This window comes from Bhargavaea cecembensis (assembly GCF_001619585.1).
Classification (GTDB): Bacteria; Bacillota; Bacilli; order Bacillales_A; family Planococcaceae; genus Bhargavaea; species Bhargavaea cecembensis_A.
The window spans coordinates 651,150-669,348 of record NZ_LQNT01000009.1 but is presented as its reverse complement, the minus strand read 5'-3'; the positions used below and the strand labels follow the sequence as shown (position 1 = coordinate 669,348).

Sequence of the window (18,199 nt, the reverse complement as noted above, 5' to 3'; positions counted from 1 at the left end):
AAGGGGGAGATTGGAGATGTCAAAGAAGAAATGGAGTTCACTTGCTGCAGGGACACTTCTTAGTGCGTTGGTTCTTGCCGCTTGCGGAGGAGATGACGGAGGAAGTTCTGCAGGGGGAGAAGGCGGCGAAAGCTCTGAAGGTCTGGAAACCCGGATTGTCACCATTGCAACCGGAGGTGCATCCGGACCTTACAACATCATCGGTACGACCCTTGCCAGCGAGTATTCGGATGCATTTGGTGTGAACTCCAAGCCGCAGACGACGGGCGCTTCCGTTGAAAATATCAACCTGATTAAGGAAGGCAAGGTCGAAATGGCATTTGTGATGAGTGATGTTCTTACCGAAGCTGTGGATGGCACCGGGAACTTTAGCGAGCCGGTCGACCAGGTACAGCAGGTAGCCGCACTGTACCCGAACTTTGTACAGGTTGTGACAACAGCTGACTCGGGCATCGAAACGGTTGATGACCTGAAGGGCAAGCGGGTTGCGGTTGGTGATCAGAACTCGGGCGTCGAAGTCAATGCCCGCAACTTGCTGGAAGGGCACGGGATCACCTACGACGATATTGAGGTCGACTACCTCGGCTATGCCGAAGCGGCCGACGGACTGCGTTCAGGCCAGATCGACGCGGCATTCCTGACAAGCGGCCTCCCGAACTCCTCGGTTCTTGAACTGTCAAAGAGCCTGGATTTGAGCCTGGTTTCCGTTGATCCGGCCAAAGTGGAGGAAATCGCGGAGGAGCAGCCATATTTCATTTCGATGGAGATTCCTGCAGACACATACGGCAATGAAGAAGCCGTACCGACTGCAGCCATCATGAATGCGCTTGTCGTGTCTTCCGAGCTGTCGGAAGAAGATGTCTATAAGCTGACACAAGAGTTCTTTGACAGCCTGGAGTCGCTAGAGAACTCCCACCAGGCGGCTTCCGACATTTCTCTTGAAGGGGCCCAGGAAGGCATGGTCGCACCCGTTCACCCGGGCGCGCAAAAGTATTATGACGAGCAATGAAATTCAGGTGGTTGATCTTGGGGGGCATAGCGGTCGTTATGCTCCTTCTTTCTCTTTCCATACGTGTGTCCGCCATACGTGTCACAACTGCAGGCTGGCAGGAACATATCCCTGTGGAACATTTTGAAATCGGCTGGATCCATTCTGTTGAAAAGGAACCGTGGTTCGAAATGTATGAGGTTCGGGACGAAACGCTTTATCTGACAGGGACGAGGTTTAAAACATATGGGGCAGGCGTCCCTTCCGAAGGGGAAATCGTTCCTTCAGAAGACGGGTTCGTCCATATGGCATTGAATCGGGAAGTCCCGGAACTGAACATCTTTGCATCCGCCGATGTCAGGACGACCCTGTATACGGATAGAGGGGAGCTGCCTCTCTACGATCCCGGCGGGGAAAGGTGGTCAGTCAGCATTACACATGAAGAAGTGCCGCTTTGGCGGCTGATCGGAGGTGCCCATCATGAGCGAAATTGAGAAAAAAGGACTGGCCGCTGAAACGGAATTTCTGGACGAACAAAAGCAGGAGGAGTTGCTGGAAAAGTTCGATGCCGACTCAAGGACACGAAAAATCAGCAAACGTACTGTTGCGCTTTTCATCGCCGTTGTCGCCGTTTTATATTCGGTCTTTCATCTGTACACGACGTTTAATCCGATTCCGGCGCTGCAACAGCGTGCGGTACACGTGGCTGTTGGCATCGGACTGATCTTCCTGCTTTATCCGATGACCAAAAAGCAGGATCGGAACCGTATCCCCTGGCTGGATTGGCTATTGTTCATCGGATCCATCGCGACAGCCGGCTATCTGATTTCACAATACACGGCCATCGTTACAACAAGAGGCGGGATCCCGAACACGGCTGATATCGTGATGGCGATAGTGACGGTAGTACTCGTACTGGAGGCGGCTCGCCGTGTGACGGGCTGGATTCTGCCTGTGCTCGCACTGGTTTTTCTGGCGTATCCATTCTTCAGCCATATGCCGTGGGTGCCGATCAGCATGGCGACCCGGCCGTTTGACCTGGGCGACATTTTCGGGCAATTGTATCTGAAGACGGAAGGGCTTTTCTCGACTGCCATCGGTGCTTCCGTGAATTTCATCTTCCTGTTCATCCTGTTCGGCGCCTTCCTGGCCAAATCCGGGATGGGTCAGCTGTTCAATGATTTGGCGCTCGCGCTTGCGGGCCATAAACAGGGCGGGCCGGCGAAAGTCGCCGTCATCTCCAGCGGCTTCATGGGCAGCATCAATGGGGCGGCCGTTGCGAACGTCGTCGGTACAGGCGCCTTCACCATTCCGATGATGAAGAAAATCGGCTACTCAAAGAACTTTGCCGGAGCGGTTGAAGCCAGTGCGTCTGTCGGCGGACAGATTCTGCCTCCGATTATGGGAGCGAGTGCATTTATCATGGCGGAAACGACCGGGGTCGAATATGGAACCATCGCCCTCGCGGCACTGATTCCCGCTCTCCTTTACTTTCTCGGAGTCATCATGCAGGTCCACTTCCGTGCAGGACGCAGGGGACTGAAGGGAATCCCAAAGGCGGACCTGCCCCGCGTGAAGGAAGTGATGAAGGAAAGAGGGCACCTTCTGTTGCCGATCCTGCTGCTCGTCTTCTTCCTTTACCAGGGAGTGCCGGTCGGCCAGACTGCAATCTACACGATTATTTCGACGGTCATTATCGCGGCCATCCGCAAAGAGACCCGCATGGGCTTCCGTGATATTCTGGCCGCACTCGACAGCGGCGCAAGGCAATCGCTATCTGTCATGGTCGCCTGTGCGGTGGTTGGAATCATTATTGGAGTGGTCAGCCTGACGAGCTTCGGGAATGTCATGACGTCCTCCATCGCAAGCCTTGGAGCAGGTTCCTTGTTCCTGACCCTGTTCTTTACCATGCTGGCTTCAATGGTTCTCGGAATGGGGCTTCCGTCGATTCCGGCTTATATTATCACAGCGACGATGGCTGCACCTGCTCTGGCTGAATTCGACATTCCAATCATCGTTGCGCATATGTTCGTCTTCTATTTTGGAATCTTTGCCAATATCACGCCGCCTGTTGCATTGGCTGCCTTTGCAGGAGCCGGGATATCAGGCGGAGATCCGATGAAAACGGGCTTCCATGCTCTTAAACTCTCTACGGCAGGATTCCTCATCCCTTACCTGTTTGTCTATAATCCGGCCATGCTGATGCTCGACACGGAAGGCATTGCCATGAATGCGAGGGAATTCGGAATGGCCGCACCGGTTGACATCCTTCTGATCACGGTCACCGCTGTCATCGGCATCATCGCCCTGAGTTCGGCAATCGAAGGCTATTTCCGGACTAACATGAGTCTCATTTTCCGGATCCTGCTGGGAGCGGGGGCCATCGGGATGATTATCCCGGAAATGTATTCCGATATCATTGGAATCTTGATTGTAGGTGTGATTTTCGCGGTGAACTTCCTGAAAGAGCGGCGGGAAAGCAGCCCTGCAACAGCCTGACCGTATTTGAAGTGCGATGCAGACCAATCCCCGAATCCGTCTCGCCTGACCGGCGAATCGGATTTTGGGGCTATTTGTTTTAGTCTTCTCACTTACTGAAGCACTGAACATTCTGTAATCCGGATGCCGCCCTTCCCTGATTCATTGTACAATGGGGAAAAGGGAGGGGATGGAATTGAAAGCGCATACAAATCCATGGGCGGAAAAAGTCATTGCCTACACTGGGACGGAATTGCATACAAAGGGCTGGTTGCAGGAGGCGGCACTGCGGATGCTGATGAACAATCTCCACCCGGATGTGGCGGAGCAACCGGACCGGCTGGTCGTTTACGGGGGAATCGGCAAGGCGGCACGGAACTGGGAAGCATTCGATGCAATCGTCGCCGCGCTCAAGCGGCTTGAAGATGATGAGACACTCCTCATCCAGTCCGGGAAGCCTGTGGCCGTGTTCCGCACACAAAGGGATGCGCCGAGAGTCCTGATCGCAAATTCAAACCTGGTACCGGCACACGCGAATTGGGAAACGTTCCATGAACTTGACCGCAGGGGACTCATGATGTACGGGCAGATGACTGCGGGAAGCTGGATCTATATCGGCTCCCAGGGCATTGTACAGGGAACATATGAGACATTCGCGGAGCTTGCCCGGCAGCATTTCGGGGGCTCCCTGAAAGGCACGATTACGCTCACGGCGGGACTCGGCGGCATGGGCGGCGCCCAGCCTCTTGCCGTCACGATGACAGGCGGGGTCTGCATCGCAGTCGAAGTGGATGAAAGCAGGATCGACAAGCGTCTCCGGACCCGCTATCTTGACATGAAGACCGACTCAGCAGATGAGGCCATCCGCCTGGCGGTGGAAGCAAAAAATGAAGGGAAGGCACTTTCCATCGGCCTGCTCGGAAATGTTTCCGATGTCCTTCCGGCGCTGCTTGAACGGGGGTTCATTCCGGATGTCCTTACTGACCAAACATCGGCGCATGACCCGCTGAACGGCTATGTTCCGTCCGGAATGAATGTGGAAGAAGCGGAAGCACTGCGCGTGTCCGACCCCGGCCGGGTTGTGAAATTGGCTAAAGCATCGATGGCCCGGCATGTCCGTGCCATGCTGGGGCTGATGGACAAGGGCGCAGTGACGTTCGACTATGGAAACAACATCCGGCAGGTGGCAAAAGATGAGGGCGTCGAGCGGGCATTCGACTTTCCCGGTTTCGTCCCTGCCTATATCCGGCCGCAGTTCTGCGAAGGAAGGGGACCGTTCCGCTGGGTGGCGCTGTCCGGTGATCCGGAAGATATCCGGAAAACGGATGATGTGATTCTCCGGGAGTTCAGCGATAACGCCCACCTCTGCAACTGGATCCGCATGGCACGGGAAAAGATCGGGTTCCAGGGCCTCCCTTCCCGCATCTGCTGGCTCGGATTCGGGGAGCGGGCCCGCTTTGGGAAAATCATCAACGACATGGTCGCGTCCGGCGAGCTGAAGGCGCCGATCGTGATTGGCCGGGACCATCTGGACTCCGGGTCCGTTGCATCTCCCAACCGGGAGACTGAAGCGATGAAGGATGGTTCCGATGCGGTGTCCGACTGGCCGATTCTGAATGCGCTTATCAATGCTGTCGGAGGGGCGACCTGGATATCCGTCCATCACGGCGGGGGCGTGGGCATGGGTTACTCCCAGCATGCGGGGATGGTGATTGTCGCCGATGGCACGAAGGAAGCGGAAGCCCGCCTGGAACGGGTGCTGACGACTGATCCGGGAATGGGGGTCGCCCGTCATGCGGATGCAGGGTATGATCTAGCCATTCGGACAGCGAGAGAAAAGGGCATCGACATCCCGATGCTGGGAAAGGGGGATCCATTATGAGAAGACCCCTCTGGATTAAACACGCGGCACAACTCGTAACCGTTGCCGGCGGCAAGTTACCGAGGACGGGCACAGGCATGTCAGAGCTGGGCCTGATCGAGGACGGAAGCGTTTGGATTGAGAACGGAGAAATTAAAGCTGTCGGCACGACCGCCGGGCTGGAGGCGGAGTTTGGAGAGTGGGAGGAGGACGCGGATGTTTTCGAGGCAACCGGCCATCTCGTGACGCCGGGACTCATCGACCCGCATACCCACTTTGTTTACGGCGGCAGCAGGGAAAAGGAATTCGAGATGCGTCTTGAAGGCGTGGCATATATGGACATCATGAATGCCGGCGGCGGAATCCATGCGACAGCCCGGATGACGAGGGAAGCGACGGAGGAAGAATTGTACCGGCAGGCGGAACGCCGGCTTGATTCGTTCCTCAGGCATGGGGTAACAACGGTCGAGGGAAAGAGCGGATACGGGATGGATCTTGAAACGGAGCTCAAGCAGCTTTATGTCATGAAACATCTGAACGAGCAGCATCCGGTAGATATCGTACCGACATTCATGGGTGCCCATGCCGTCCCGCCGGAATACAAAGGCAGGGAAGATGAATTCGTCAGCCTGGTCATCAATGAAATGATCCCTGCAGTCGCGTCGGAAAAACTGGCCGTTTATAATGATGTCTTCTGCGAAGTAGGAGTCTATACACCGGAACAATCCCGCCGCATCCTGGAAGCCGGCAAGAAACATGGACTGGTTCCGAAGATCCATGCGGATGAGATTGAACCTTACGGGGGAGCGGAACTTGCCGCCGAAGTCGGTGCCATCTCCGCAGAGCACCTGCTCAAGGCATCGGGCGGAGGGATTCGGCGGATGGCGGAAGCAGGCGTGATCGCCTGCCTGCTGCCGGCGACGGCCCTGTATCTGAGGGAAGAGGCGGCACGGGGCAGGGAGATGATTGATGCGGGCGTCCCGGTTGCCATCTCGACCGACTGCAATCCCGGCTCATCCCCGACGACTTCAATGCCGCTTGTCATGAACCTGGCGTGCATCTCCTTGCGGATGACTCCCGCAGAAGCGCTCACAGCGTCAACCATCAATGCAGCCTGTGCCATCGGAATACAGGACAAGGCAGGTTCGATCGAACCCGGAAAACAGGCCGATCTTGTCATGTGGAACGTGGAAAACTACCAGGAGCTCCAATACCTGTTCGGCGTCAACCATGTCGGCGCAGTCTGGAAAAGAGGAGAAAAAGTCATCTGAACAGCCGGGAATCTTCCCGGTTTTTTTTTTGAAAAATAAATAGCAGAAGGCAGTCCGGTTAGCAGATGCTGCTTTCCACCGGTGCCGTCTGCTTGAGCATTCAGGCCGGACACAATAATTCTTTTTCCCGTTCGAAAGTGCGCCGCATGATTTCTCTTTCAAGAAGCATGATGAAGCATTGGTTGAGCCCGTGTGCAATCGCCGTGAGATAGGTGTCAATAAGCTGATCGTCTGTTAGTCTGTCCAACTCGTTCACCTCCGGTGGATAATCACAGCTTGTGGATGCAGAGCGCATTTCCCACATTCACAATGTACCAAAGAAGCAATTCGGGAACAACTGTTCCGTTATCCACAAAAACTGGTGGATAACCTGTTGATAGTGTGTGTGAATAGTGCTTCATTCAGCGTTCGGCAGTGTGGATGATGTGTATAGAGTTATCCACAGATTCTGGATAAGTCGGATTTTGTCGAAAAGTTTTCTGCTATTCGCATCATTTTACTGCATTCGGTTACATAGAATGGCAGGTTCATCTGTATGCTGCAAAACGGTATAATAGAAAGGTAATCATCTGAGGCAGCGAATGGAGTGAATGATCATGGAACAATTCCTGAACAGCCGGCAGGACGAGATGCTTGGACTGCTGGAGCAGCTCGTCAATATTGACTCCGGCTCGCGAAATAAAGCGGGAATCGACAAAGTCGGAAGCATCCTGAAAGAAGCGTATATAAATCTCGGATTTGATGTCCAGACCGTCAGACAGGACGTCCAGGGCGACCACTTGATCATCCGCCACAACGAAGCGAAGCACCCCGAAATCTTGATTGTTGCCCATATGGACACGGTCTTCCGCGACGGGACGGCGAAGGAGCGGCCATTTTCTGTGAGAGATGGCCGTGCATTCGGGCCGGGTGTCATCGACATGAAGGCAAGCCTCGTGTCGCTTCTTTATGCTGTCCGGGCCATTTCTGACAGCGGCCGCCCGGGCCTGGACAATATAGAGATTCTACTCACAAGTGACGAGGAGATCGGTTCAATCACGAGCCGTCCGATGATTGAGGCCCATGCTGCAGGAAAAAAGGCCGCCCTTATCATGGAGCCTGCACGCAAGGATGGCTCGCTCGTCAGTGCCCGTAAAGGAGGAGGAGACTACACGATCCGTGTGCACGGCGTGGCCGCGCACTCCGGCATCGAACCGGAAAAAGGGCGGAGCGCAACGGAAGAACTCGCCCACAAGATCATCAAACTCCATGAGCTCACGGACTACAATGAGGGCATCACCGTAAATGTCGGCATCATCCAGGGGGGAGATGCCGTGAACGTCGTCACCCCGGAAGCAGTCGGCTATGTGGATATCCGTACAACGAAGTTGTCCCAGGCGGAACCACTTGACCAGAAAATCCGTGAAATCTGTGCAGTGCCTGATGTGGAAGGTACAAAGATCACCGTCGAGGGTACCATCGATCGTCCTCCCATGGAACGGACAGAAGGGACGGCAGGCCTGATCGAACTGATCAAGGAGATTGGCTCTGGCCTTGGGATTGAAGTGACCGACACCTCCACAGGAGGAGGAGGGGATGCATCGTATACTTCCGCTGCCGGAATTCCGACCATTGACGGGATGGGACCCGTCGGCGGAAATGCCCACCGCGACGACGAATACATGGAAGTCGACTCGTTCATTCCCCGCTGCATCCTGCTTGCCGAAACCATTGCACGCTTATCGGAGAAACCGTAACACTATAAAAAAGACCGCACTGCCGAGGAAATCCGGAGTGCGGTCTTTTTTCATATAATCAGCGGCGGCGCTTGGTTATTCGGCCAAGCAGGAAAGCACCGGCAGCGAGGGCGATGACGCCGTTGGTCTTCGGCGTAAACACCTGCTTGGCAACGAGATTAAGGTTCTGCGGGCGCTCGGCAAGCCGGCGCATAAAGTATCCATACCAATCCTTGCCGAACGGTACATATGTCGTGAAGTTGTAGCCTTCGGCTGCGAGGTCGTGTTGCATGTCGCGACGGAACCCATACAGCATCTGGAACTCGAACTTATCCCGAGAAATATTGTTTTCTTCCGCAAACTTCTTGACATGGTCAATGATGTGGTGGTCATGGGTGGCGACCGATGTGAATTTGCCGTGAAGAAGATGGTATTCAATAAGTTTAATGAAATTACGGTCGATTTCTTCCTTTTCCGTATAGGCGACGTTTGCAGGCTCCTTGTAAGCGCCTTTCACGATGCGGAGGCGGTAATCCTTATGGTCCCGGATATCGTCTTCTGCACGGTGGAAATATGCCTGGATGACAGTGCCGACATTCCCGTAGTCTTTGGAGAGCTCGTCCAGAATATCGAACGATGGCTGAAGTCGGGCGTAGTCTTCCATGTCGATGTTGACGAACATATCATATTTCGCGGCTGCCGCCACGATCTCGCGCAGGTTGGAAAGGGCGAATTCATAGTCGATGTCCAGGCCGAGCTGTGAGGCTTTAAGCGAGACATGGGCATCGACGCCAGCCTCATGGATGGCATCTACGACGTTAAGAATCTGATTTTTGGCTGCGGTCGCTTCATTGCGGTCATGGACGAATTCCCCAAGGTTATCTACAGTGGCGGAAATTCCGCTTTTATTTAATTCTTTTATTGTCTCAATGGCTTCATGAATGTCCGTACCGGCAACAACGCTCTGTGCGCCGAGCTGAAGTCCGTATTTCTGTGCGGCTGCGTTCAGGAACTGATTCTGGGAAAGACCGATAAAGAATTCTTTAAGCATGTCAACGGCTCCTTGCCATAAATAATTGATTCGACATAATTATACCATTATTTTGCCTTGTACGGGCTTTCATGGGAGAAAAAATTTGCTCTAACATGAAAAAACTCCCCAAATATGGGGAGTAAGTGAAAGTATTTTTTGCGCCAGCAGGTCTGTGGGATCAGTGCAGCCCGTGTGCAACCATGGCATCAGCGACCTTTTTGAATCCTGCAATGTTTGCGCCGACCATCAGGTTGTTCTGGAACCCATATTGCTCAGCCGTTTCGACACAATTTTTATGAATGTCGATCATGACACGGTGAAGTTTTTCATTCACTTCGTCCTCAGTCCATGAGTAGCGCATGCTGTTCTGGGACATCTCCATTGCGGATACCGCTACGCCGCCGGCATTGGCAGCTTTGGCAGGTCCGTAAAGGATGCCGTTTTCGATAAACAGGTCGATTGCTTCCTGGTCGCACGGCATGTTCGCGCCCTCTGCGATAGCAATCAGTCCGTTCTCGATCAGCTTGGCTGCCGATGCCTCATCAAGTTCATTCTGCGTGGCACAAGGGAGGGCAATTTCACAAGGAATCGACCAGATGGCCGCACAGCCTTCCGTATAGGTGGCATCAGGGTGGAATAAGATGTAGTCCTTGATACGGCGGCGTTCAACTTCCTTCAGCTGCTTGACGGTTTCAAGATTGATGCCGTCCGGGTCATGGATATAGCCGTTCGAGTCACTGCAGGCAATGACCTTGGCGCCGTATTCCATCGCCTTTTCCATGGCGTAGATCGAAACATTTCCTGAACCCGATACGATCGTAGTTTTATCTTTCAAGTCCAGTCCGTGGTGCTTCAGCATTTCATCAGTAAAGTAGACGAGACCGTAGCCTGTCGCTTCTTTCCGCCCGAGGCTGCCGCCGCTTTCCGGATCTTTCCCGGTGAAGACGCCTGCTTCATAAGCGTTTCTCAGACGCTTATAATGGCCAAACATATAGCCGATTTCGCGCTTTCCGACACCGATGTCGCCGGCAGGAACGTCTGTGTCCGGGCCGACATGCTTACTTAATTCGGTGATGAAGCTCTGGCAAAAACGCATGATTTCACGGTCCGTCTTTCCTTTCGGATCGAAATCGGAGCCGCCTTTGCCTCCGCCGATTGGAAGGCCTGTCAGGGCATTTTTGAAAATCTGTTCAAAGCCCAGGAACTTAATGATGCTGTCGTTGACTGAAGGGTGGAACCGCAACCCGCCTTTGTACGGCCCGAGCGTGCTGTTGTACTGGACACGGTAACCGCGGTTCACATGGACCTTACCGTTGTCGTCTTCCCACGTCACCCGGAATGAAATGATTCGTTCGGGCTCCACAATCCTTTCCAGAATACCGTCCCGGATATATTCCGGATGCTGTGCGAAGACGGGGCGGAGGGAGTCGAAAATTTCACGGACCGCCTGGAGGAATTCCTTCTGTCCAGGATTGCGGCGTTTGACGAGTTCGAAGACCTGGTGGACATAATCATTTGCGTTGCGCCGCGCCTCTTCCTTAACGTCTCTGACCATCTGCATATTGCATCATTCCTTTCCTGGAACCGAAAAAAGGAACCGACAGGGATTCCTTGTTCCTTTCCGACTATGTTTTCTCAGAAAAAGCTATGGGCCTGATTTCATAATTATACATATACAATCAACCGTTTTCAATACCGAATTTTCGGATTTTGGCAGTAAATAGGAATTGTTCAAACAATATTCACAATCTTGGCGCCTAATCCTTTTGCTTGTTCAGGATGCGCATGGTCAGGCTTTTCACGTCCACTGCGGTTTTTTCGCTGACTACATCTTCCAGGATCACGTCCCGGAAATAGGCCACGCTCTTCTTTAAAGGCATCTCAAGGATTTTGGTGAGTGCAATCTCATACATCTGGATAAAGTCGGGCTCTGTATTTCCGCGCTTGAGTTCGGCATAAGCCTCATAGAACTGGTCCAGTTTGTCTGCCAGTTCAAGCAGACGCCCTTCCAGTGTACCGTCCTTGCCTTCTTTCATGCGGTGGAAGAAGACGCCCTGAAACTCTTCGGGGATCTCACGGGAGATGAATTTCTCCATCATCTTCTCTTCGACCGTTGCCAGCATCTGCTTCAGCTCGGGGGAGGAATGCTTGACGGGCGTCTTGATGTCTCCGATAAAGACTTCTGCAAAGTCATGGTTGATCGTCTTCTCATAAAGTGCCTTCCAGTCGACGTCTGCGCCTCCCATTTCCTCCAGCGTGCCGAAAAACATGGCGTACTGGGCGACTTTCCATGAATGCGCGGCCACATTGTGCTCCTCGAATTTAAACTTGCCGGGTGCGCGGATAATCCGTTCCAAGTCATTCATGCTGGTGAAAAAATTATGGATGCCCATACTGCTTCCTCCTTTCTCAGTTTTGTTTCATCTAGTTTATTCTTGCCGATTTCCGGTAGCTAAAAACGCCGCCCGGTCCGGACGGCGTTTTTTGCTGTTTTATTTGTCAGTTGAGTCCTGAGCGACGAGGACGAGGCGTCCTTCGTCCAATACTTTCTCGTATTCGTCCGCTTCCTGCTGAGAAAGTCCGACGCCCTCGAACTCGGAACGCAGCTCGTCACCGCGCTTGGCGACAAGGTTCTTCATGCCTTTGAAGAAGCCGGTATCGCTCATGCCCGCAGTTTCAACGTCGAGGGCATCCGCAATGTCTTTCTCACGGTCATCGGAGTGTGCAAACAGATAAATATGTTCTTTATCGTATCCCTGCGTGATGAGTTTGTCGATTTCTTCGCGTGCCTGCACGCCGTTTTCCACTGTAAGTACTTTGGCCATTTAGAATCCCTCCTGTATTTAAATCAACCATTCATAATCATGTTTACCCACACAACTTGTGCTTAAACAGAAGACTCATCTTCCATCATTGTGGTCATCAGTTTCCTGAGTCTGAAAAGAATTCGCTCACGGCGTTTTTTGATGCCGGGAACCGAGATCCCTACCAGCCGTGCACATTCAGCATAAGGCATACGCTGTGCAAAGAGCCGGTTCAGCAGGAGCCGGTCATCTTCCGGCAGGCTTGTGAGTGCTTGCCGCAGCAGCGGAAGACGGTCATCGGGAAATTCGATGTCGGCGTCGCAGGACTGCCGGCCGGACAGTGCTTCAACAATTTCGGGACCGACAGCTGAAGCGGCTTCTGCATGCCGGCTTTCTTTTTTCAGTTCATCAAGCATCGCTCCCCGGATTGTCCGGTATGCGAACGGTGCGAAATGGCCCCGTCCGCTGTCGTATCTTGCCAATGCCTGGCACAGCGCGAGACGGGCCGCCTGCCGGAAGTTATCATGGTCGCGGCGGATATTCAGCTGACGGAGCATGGCGGAAATCATTGGTTCATACTGAAGCAGAAGGTCTTCAAAGTTCGGGTTTATCGTCATTGGTCGGCCTTTCAGGCCGTGCACGGCGCAGCATTTTCCCGGGTATGCTCAGCCTACTGAAGAGGGGAACTCCGGTCGAACAGGCAAATCCGAATGTCAAATGCGCAAAATCCAATTTTGCTTACCTTAAATTTGAATTTCGCGGCACCCGAACACTGAAATAGGACATTCTTTCGCGGGAAAAGACCTATTTAAGGGGTTGGATGACGTTCAAAATTGAAATTCGGCATTCCGAAAAAAAGGGAATGGTTAGCGGAGCGGCAGACGGGTAAATGAAAAATAGAATGAATATGGAAGAAAGGACGGATCAGATGGATATTCAAGTGCAATCGTTTTTCCTGAAAGAGGACGGACAGATACCGAATAACCCGACTCTGCCGGTCATTTTCTACCAGAACGCATTTGACGGTGAGGACGGGGGACGAAGCCCGGAAGAGATCGAGGCGGCGTTTAACAGCCACGGCTGGACAAACAGCTGGACAGGCGACGTCTACGATTATCTCCACTATCATTCCAATACACACGAAGTTCTAGGCGTCCGGCGGGGCACCGGAACCATTCTTGCAGGCGGGGATTCCGGCCAGCGCCTCGACGTCAAGCAGGGGGATGTGGTCCTGCTTCCAGCCGGAACGGGTCATATGAAAGTTGAATCCACCGACGACTTCGAAGTGGTCGGCGCTTATCCCGAAGGAGCAGAGCCGAATCTGACTGATCGCGACCCGGCCAAGGCCGCTCAGGCAAAAAATACGATCGGTAACGTAGGGATCCCGAAACAGGATCCGGTTTTTGGCGATGATGACCAAAGTCCGATGCTGCATAAATGGGTCAAATAATTGTGCATCAGGCTTCCGCATGCAGCGGAAGCTTTTCTATTGGAGCGTAAAGGTGAAGAGAAAGCGAAAAAGCCGTATAATAGTAGAAAAGCAACAGTGAAGGGGGGAGCATCATGGAGGAGCGGGACAAGCATGCGACAGGCCCATACCCGGACTGGCCGGAGGCGGGAGGCTGGCTTGCACGGCGCAAAAAACGGGCGGAACTTCTGAACTATTATTATCCAAAAGGACAATATGAAAAAGAGGCGCGGCGCGAAATGTCGTCCGTGCTCGCTGAATTTGAAGAAAAATTCCGGCGATGGTACCCGGCCCTGCCTGACTCAGGCTATTCGGTCCTTCACCAGGGAAAGCCCCGGCGCCACAGCCGCGGTGAGGACGTTCGTGAGGCGGTAAAGCTGTACAGGGCTAAAAATGTCGGTTACGGGAAGCTCAGCCGGATCCATGATGCGCTCGACCTGTATTACCTGATGGAGGCGCAGTCCGGATATTACAAACAAGAGGTCGACAAGGCGGCTCAGGCGCAAAAGTGGATCGGGGAAGACCATTTTAACGAATTTTTCCCGGAGGTCGCCGAATGCATGCAGGAGCGGCTGCGAGGGCTTGTTCGGAGCGGGTTTGATACGCTTCTGAAACTGCAGGAGCGCCAGCGCCAAGCCGAACAGACCGTACAGCGCCTCGTTGAAGGAAATGGGGCGCTCTGGGCACGGGCAGCCGAACTCGCCGGCGACATCCTCATGTACCCGGTCAGGCAGATGGGAAAGAAGAAGTGAGCCGATCTCACCAGGATGAAGGGTAAGTAAGGATGAAATGTATGAATGGTAATAAAAACAGGCTTCCGCAGTGTCGGGAAGCCTGTTTCATTTATAAATCCGGTTGATTAACTTCCTGCTGGAGCACCCGTCCGAATATTCATTCCAGACTGCATTAAAATCATCGATCTGATTATAATCGATGGCAGGGTCATTAATATGCCCAATGATTTCTTGCGTGGTTGCTGCTACGGGACCCGGGAAGAAATCAGCGGATTCTGCCCATATCCCCGTTTTTTTCGAATACTCCTCCAGGTCATGAAGAAAGAAAATCATCTTACGTCGCAATAGTCCATACTCGAATGGTAGTGAGGAATAGTCGGTCACGAGGATATCTGTTGCGGCCAGCAGCTCATTTACGTTAGGGTATGTTCCGGCGTCAATCAGCCGCGGATGTTCGGGTAACTCGGAATTCTCCCTGACCGCAGGATGAAGCCTGACCATTATAATGAAGTCCTCGGAAATACCGTTTAGCAGTTCCTCGAAATTCAGGGATATATTCTGTCGGTTAAGTTGATCTTTCCTGAAAGTCGGAGCGTAAAGAATGATTTTCTTCCCCCGTGCTGCCGGATATTGATGCAGAACGTTTTCTGCCCCCCCGGCAACCGCAGCAGTGTCGAAATAAAAGTCTGTCATCGGCACACCAGTTGGCAGGAAGTGTGCGGCATCGATTTTAAATGATTCCATAAAAATTGATTTCATTTTTTCAGAGCCGACTGGAAGCCAGTAAAAACGGTCATACACAGCCTGAAAGCGTTCTTGGGACCTTCTGCTTCTTTTTGATGTCTCAGGGTCTGTCCAGCCAAACCGCTTGATGGCTCCGGCTGCATGCCATAACTGGACCGGCTCTACCTCTTTACGAAAGCGGAGTCCGGCAAAGACTCCGACATAATTGTCGATAAATACATACCTGGCCGTCGCCAAATGGTAAATGGACATGATCATATCCCGTATATTGGCGGTTTCAAAAGTGTAGACTTTCTTCCGAGCCGGCGTGGTATTGCTGAAATCAATCCGGCACCTTGAGTCATTTAGGAAGATGACCGGCTGATTGTCAGTGCTCCCCAGCTCATTCGCAACATACCAGGCATTATTGCCGAAAGACGATAAAAAAACAGTTTTTCTGCGAAGCGGAAGCAGTTTGAACATGGAGAATACGAAAGAGAAAAGCCGGGAGTACACTGAGATTGCAATGTCTCTCATTATTCGTTGTCCTTTAAGTCCTCTTTGATTTTTGAGGAGGAGATTCCCTCCGTGCGTGGGAGGTATACGACTTCACAATGTTCAGCGAGTTCATCAAACTTGCCTTCCCAGTCAGAGCCCATAACGAAAATATCAACGTTGTAATCCTTGATATCCTTAACTTTTTGGCCCCAGTCGGACTCTGGAATCACTTCATCGACATACCGGATCGCTTCGAGGATGAGTTTCCGTTCTTCATAAGGGTAGTATGCATTTTTTCCTTTAATGGCATTGAATTCATCAGTGGACACTCCGACAATCAAATAGTCACCGTATTCTTTCGCTCTGCGAAGAATATTGATATGACCATGGTGAATGAGGTCAAAGGTTCCGTATGTAATCACACGTTTCATTAAAATGCATCTCCTCAATGTAGGACAGGACCATACTCCTGATAATAATATAATGTTGAATCGTATGTTATTATATACAACATGTTCCGAAAAAAATAGCGAAGAACTTGAAGCGCGCTCTTATGAAAGCTATTCTTCAAAACAGAATGCAAACAAATTTCGGAAGGTGATCAGCGCCATGGCCTTAATTGAAAAGTTAAAGAAGAGTTCTATTCCAAAACGGATCTTTCGAGTCGCTTTCCGGCTGATGGGCCTCTTGCCCAGGAAAAAGCATACGGTGTTCTTTGAGAGCTTCCATGCCAGGCAATATAGCGACAGCCCGCGGGCCATTTATGAATATATGAAGAAGCATCACCCTGAATTCAGGTTGGTTTGGAGTATCGATAAGCGCGCCGTGGATCTTTTTGAGTCGCATGGCGTTCCGTATGTGAAGAGGTTCACTCCCAAATGGTTTCTTGAATTCCCGCGAGCGAAATACTGGGTGAACAATGTCCGTCTTCCCGGCTGGATGCCGAAGCCGCCGGGCACGATTTATGTGCAGACCTGGCATGGAACGCCGCTAAAGAAATTGGGCCTCGATATTGAAACGGTTCATATGCCAGGGACCGACACCGAAAGATACCGCCGGAATTTCCTCAGCGAGTCTTCGAAATGGGACTTTCTCGTTTCTCCCAATCCCTACTCGACGAAGATATTCAAACGGGCTTTTGGGTATAAGGGAAATGTAATTGAATCCGGTTATCCCCGTAATGACCTGCTGACAAACTTTACTGAACCAGATGTCCGGTCGGTAAGAGAGTCGCTTGGAATTCCGGATGGAAAGAAAGTGATGCTGTATGCGCCAACCTGGAGAGATCATGAGTTTTATGAAAAAGGGAAGTACAAATTTGATTTTCAATTTGATCTGAAACAATGGGAAAAAGAGTTTTCGGAGGAATGGGTTCTCTTGACGAGAATGCATTACCTGATCGCCGAAAACTTTAATTTTGAGGAATATAACGGAGCGGTCATTGATGTATCGGCCTATCCGGATATCCGGGATCTTTATATCACATCAGATTTGCTGATTACGGATTATTCTTCGGTGTTTTTCGATTACTCAGTTCTGAATAGGCCGATCGTGTTTTATATGTATGACTTGGATCAGTATCGGGACCAGTTGAGGGGTTTTTATTTCCCTATCGAGAAAGAAGCACCGGGTCCCATTGTCCGTACTGAAGAGGAATTATTCGATGTGATCCGGAATACTGAACAGTTGCAGACGGAGAAAAGCGAAGTTTACCGTAAATTCCGGAAAACGTTCACTTCCCTTGAGGATGGTCATGCAACAAAGCGGGTAGTCAACGCTTTTCTCAGGAAGTGACATTAATCTTGTAGGAGCAACCACTATGAAATCTGCATTGACAGTCTTAAACGAACAGATCAGAAACTTCATCCTGGCACGGCGGTTGTCGCTTTATGAATTTAGGAGTGCAGCCACGGGCAGTTATTTGGGGGCTGCATGGGAGGTTATCAATCCCGCTATCCAAATTCTGATTTACTGGTTTGTATTTGGTTTTGGTATCCGCCAGCGGGAGCCGATCGGTGATATCCCGTACTTCCAATGGATGTTTTCAGGAATCCTTGTCTGGTTCTTCATCAACCAGGGGATTCTGAGGGGAACCAAATCAGTTTATTCGAAAATAAAGATGCTCTCAAAGATGAACTTCCCCATGAGTGTCATCCCGAGCTATGTGATTCTGGCTCAGTTTTATCCGCACCTGATTCTATTGGGTTTGGGAATGCTGGTGCTCCAGTTCACCGGATATCCGGTTTCGGTGTATTATCTGCAGCTGCCGATCTATACTGCCATCCTGCTGGTCCTTCTTTTGGGAATGACATTAATCACGTCGACACTGGCAACGATTGTCCGGGATGTCCAAATGCTTCTTCAATCCATTATGAGAATGCTGCTTTATCTGTCCCCAATTCTTTGGCCGCCTTCACTGCTGCCGGAGTCTTGGCAGACAGCAGTCAAGATCAATCCGTTCTATTATATTGTGGAAGGTTATCGTTATTCGCTGCTGGGAGAAGGTTGGTATTTCCTTGAGAACCCGGTCTACACGGCATACATGGTGGGTGTGGTATTGATTCTGTTCATATTCGGTTCTGCACTTCATGTGAAATTCCGGAGTCAATTTATTGACTTCCTGTAA

18 protein-coding genes are annotated in these 18,199 nt (G+C 51.8%); 10 read left to right on the top strand and 8 right to left on the bottom strand.

Features of this window, described 5'->3' with window-relative positions; all coding sequences use genetic code 11:
* The first annotated feature begins 16 nt into the window (after positions 1-16).
* The 5 genes from AV656_RS06945 to hutI all read left to right on the top strand — a co-directional run bounded on the left by AV656_RS06945 (position 17) and on the right by hutI (position 6,598).
* The gene (locus AV656_RS06945) at positions 17-1,009 is read left to right on the top strand and encodes a TAXI family TRAP transporter solute-binding subunit (RefSeq protein ID WP_063180197.1); all 993 of its coding nucleotides are present in this window, start codon (positions 17-19) and stop codon (positions 1,007-1,009) included.
* Between the two features lie 17 nt (positions 1,010-1,026).
* On the top strand, positions 1,027-1,482 hold the full coding sequence (locus tag AV656_RS06940; protein ID WP_231877248.1) for a DUF1850 domain-containing protein: 456 nt from the start codon (positions 1,027-1,029) through the stop codon (positions 1,480-1,482).
* Entirely contained in the window at positions 1,469-3,487 is a 2,019-nt protein-coding gene (locus AV656_RS06935) for a TRAP transporter permease (RefSeq protein WP_063180195.1), read from the top strand. Before AV656_RS06940 ends, AV656_RS06935 begins: the two co-directional genes overlap by 14 nt.
* Positions 3,488-3,662: 175 nt before the next feature.
* Positions 3,663-5,348 (top strand): urocanate hydratase, encoded by a 1,686-nt coding sequence (gene hutU / locus AV656_RS06930; RefSeq protein WP_231877247.1) that lies wholly within the window; start codon positions 3,663-3,665, stop codon positions 5,346-5,348.
* On the top strand, positions 5,345-6,598 hold the full coding sequence (gene hutI / locus AV656_RS06925) for an imidazolonepropionase (protein ID WP_063180191.1): 1,254 nt from the start codon (positions 5,345-5,347) through the stop codon (positions 6,596-6,598). The genes hutU and hutI overlap by 4 nt, the downstream gene beginning before the upstream one ends.
* A 100-nt stretch (positions 6,599-6,698) precedes the next feature.
* On the opposite strand, the gene sda is transcribed toward hutI, so the two are convergent.
* Complete coding sequence (sda, locus tag AV656_RS16110) at positions 6,699-6,845, bottom strand: sporulation histidine kinase inhibitor Sda (protein WP_156484810.1); 147 nt, start codon at positions 6,843-6,845, stop codon at positions 6,699-6,701.
* Positions 6,846-7,194: 349 nt separating this feature from the next.
* On the opposite strand from sda, the gene AV656_RS06920 reads away from it, so the two are divergent.
* Positions 7,195-8,334 (top strand): M20 family metallopeptidase, encoded by a 1,140-nt coding sequence (locus AV656_RS06920; protein ID WP_063180189.1) that lies wholly within the window; start codon positions 7,195-7,197, stop codon positions 8,332-8,334.
* Positions 8,335-8,392: 58 nt separating this feature from the next.
* On the opposite strand, the gene AV656_RS06915 is transcribed toward AV656_RS06920, so the two are convergent.
* From AV656_RS06915 to AV656_RS06895, 5 genes are all read right to left on the bottom strand, one after another.
* Complete coding sequence (locus AV656_RS06915; RefSeq protein WP_063180187.1) at positions 8,393-9,364, bottom strand: proline dehydrogenase family protein; 972 nt, start codon at positions 9,362-9,364, stop codon at positions 8,393-8,395.
* A 160-nt stretch (positions 9,365-9,524) separates the two neighbouring features.
* The gene (gdhA, locus tag AV656_RS06910; RefSeq protein WP_063180185.1) at positions 9,525-10,907 is read right to left on the bottom strand and encodes an NADP-specific glutamate dehydrogenase; all 1,383 of its coding nucleotides are present in this window, start codon (positions 10,905-10,907) and stop codon (positions 9,525-9,527) included.
* A 196-nt stretch (positions 10,908-11,103) separates the two neighbouring features.
* Positions 11,104-11,739: a YfbR-like 5'-deoxynucleotidase gene (locus AV656_RS06905; protein ID WP_063180183.1), complete on the bottom strand. Its 636-nt coding sequence runs from the start codon at positions 11,737-11,739 to the stop codon at positions 11,104-11,106.
* A 99-nt stretch (positions 11,740-11,838) separates the two neighbouring features.
* Positions 11,839-12,171 (bottom strand): general stress protein, encoded by a 333-nt coding sequence (locus AV656_RS06900; protein WP_063180181.1) that lies wholly within the window; start codon positions 12,169-12,171, stop codon positions 11,839-11,841.
* Between the two features lie 62 nt (positions 12,172-12,233).
* Entirely contained in the window at positions 12,234-12,767 is a 534-nt protein-coding gene (locus AV656_RS06895) for a sigma-70 family RNA polymerase sigma factor (RefSeq protein ID WP_063180179.1), read from the bottom strand.
* Positions 12,768-13,078: 311 nt separating this feature from the next.
* On the opposite strand from AV656_RS06895, the gene AV656_RS06890 reads away from it, so the two are divergent.
* Both AV656_RS06890 and AV656_RS06885 read left to right on the top strand, forming a co-directional pair.
* Entirely contained in the window at positions 13,079-13,600 is a 522-nt protein-coding gene (locus AV656_RS06890; RefSeq protein ID WP_063181295.1) for a cupin domain-containing protein, read from the top strand.
* Positions 13,601-13,713: 113 nt separating this feature from the next.
* A complete protein-coding gene (locus tag AV656_RS06885) occupies positions 13,714-14,370 on the top strand; it encodes a hypothetical protein (protein ID WP_063180178.1) in 657 nt (218 codons plus the stop codon).
* Positions 14,371-14,457: 87 nt separating this feature from the next.
* Here AV656_RS06885 and AV656_RS06880 read toward each other — a convergent pair whose 3' ends face one another.
* Both AV656_RS06880 and tagD read right to left on the bottom strand, forming a co-directional pair.
* A complete protein-coding gene (locus AV656_RS06880; RefSeq protein WP_231877246.1) occupies positions 14,458-15,612 on the bottom strand; it encodes a CDP-glycerol glycerophosphotransferase family protein in 1,155 nt (384 codons plus the stop codon).
* Positions 15,612-16,004: a glycerol-3-phosphate cytidylyltransferase gene (gene tagD, locus AV656_RS06875; protein ID WP_063180174.1), complete on the bottom strand. Its 393-nt coding sequence runs from the start codon at positions 16,002-16,004 to the stop codon at positions 15,612-15,614. Before tagD ends, AV656_RS06880 begins: the two co-directional genes overlap by 1 nt.
* Positions 16,005-16,182: 178 nt before the next feature.
* On the opposite strand from tagD, the gene AV656_RS06870 reads away from it, so the two are divergent.
* Both AV656_RS06870 and AV656_RS06865 read left to right on the top strand, forming a co-directional pair.
* Positions 16,183-17,367, top strand: coding sequence for a CDP-glycerol glycerophosphotransferase family protein (locus AV656_RS06870; protein ID WP_063180172.1), 1,185 nt, complete (start codon positions 16,183-16,185; stop codon positions 17,365-17,367).
* A gap of 25 nt (positions 17,368-17,392) precedes the next feature.
* Positions 17,393-18,199 (top strand): ABC transporter permease, encoded by an 807-nt coding sequence (locus AV656_RS06865; RefSeq protein ID WP_063180170.1) that lies wholly within the window; start codon positions 17,393-17,395, stop codon positions 18,197-18,199.

What these genes read in the sequence shown, in the direction of transcription:
- AV656_RS06945 (WP_063180197.1), top strand. Translation starts at nt 17, where the DNA reads ATGTCAAAGAAGAAATGGAGTTCACTTGCTGCAGGGACACTTCTTAGT.
- AV656_RS06935 (WP_063180195.1), top strand. Translation starts at nt 1,469, where the DNA reads ATGAGCGAAATTGAGAAAAAAGGACTGGCCGCTGAAACGGAATTTCTG.
- hutI (WP_063180191.1), top strand. Translation starts at nt 5,345, where the DNA reads ATGAGAAGACCCCTCTGGATTAAACACGCGGCACAACTCGTAACCGTT.
- AV656_RS06920 (WP_063180189.1), top strand. Translation starts at nt 7,195, where the DNA reads ATGGAACAATTCCTGAACAGCCGGCAGGACGAGATGCTTGGACTGCTG.
- AV656_RS06915 (WP_063180187.1), bottom strand. Translation starts at nt 9,364, where the DNA reads ATGCTTAAAGAATTCTTTATCGGTCTTTCCCAGAATCAGTTCCTGAAC.
- gdhA (WP_063180185.1), bottom strand. Translation starts at nt 10,907, where the DNA reads ATGCAGATGGTCAGAGACGTTAAGGAAGAGGCGCGGCGCAACGCAAAT.
- AV656_RS06905 (WP_063180183.1), bottom strand. Translation starts at nt 11,739, where the DNA reads ATGGGCATCCATAATTTTTTCACCAGCATGAATGACTTGGAACGGATT.
- AV656_RS06900 (WP_063180181.1), bottom strand. Translation starts at nt 12,171, where the DNA reads ATGGCCAAAGTACTTACAGTGGAAAACGGCGTGCAGGCACGCGAAGAA.
- AV656_RS06895 (WP_063180179.1), bottom strand. Translation starts at nt 12,767, where the DNA reads ATGACGATAAACCCGAACTTTGAAGACCTTCTGCTTCAGTATGAACCA.
- AV656_RS06890 (WP_063181295.1), top strand. Translation starts at nt 13,079, where the DNA reads ATGGATATTCAAGTGCAATCGTTTTTCCTGAAAGAGGACGGACAGATA.
- AV656_RS06885 (WP_063180178.1), top strand. Translation starts at nt 13,714, where the DNA reads ATGGAGGAGCGGGACAAGCATGCGACAGGCCCATACCCGGACTGGCCG.
- AV656_RS06880 (WP_231877246.1), bottom strand. Translation starts at nt 15,612, where the DNA reads ATGAGAGACATTGCAATCTCAGTGTACTCCCGGCTTTTCTCTTTCGTA.
- tagD (WP_063180174.1), bottom strand. Translation starts at nt 16,004, where the DNA reads ATGAAACGTGTGATTACATACGGAACCTTTGACCTCATTCACCATGGT.
- AV656_RS06870 (WP_063180172.1), top strand. Translation starts at nt 16,183, where the DNA reads ATGGCCTTAATTGAAAAGTTAAAGAAGAGTTCTATTCCAAAACGGATC.
- AV656_RS06865 (WP_063180170.1), top strand. Translation starts at nt 17,393, where the DNA reads ATGAAATCTGCATTGACAGTCTTAAACGAACAGATCAGAAACTTCATC.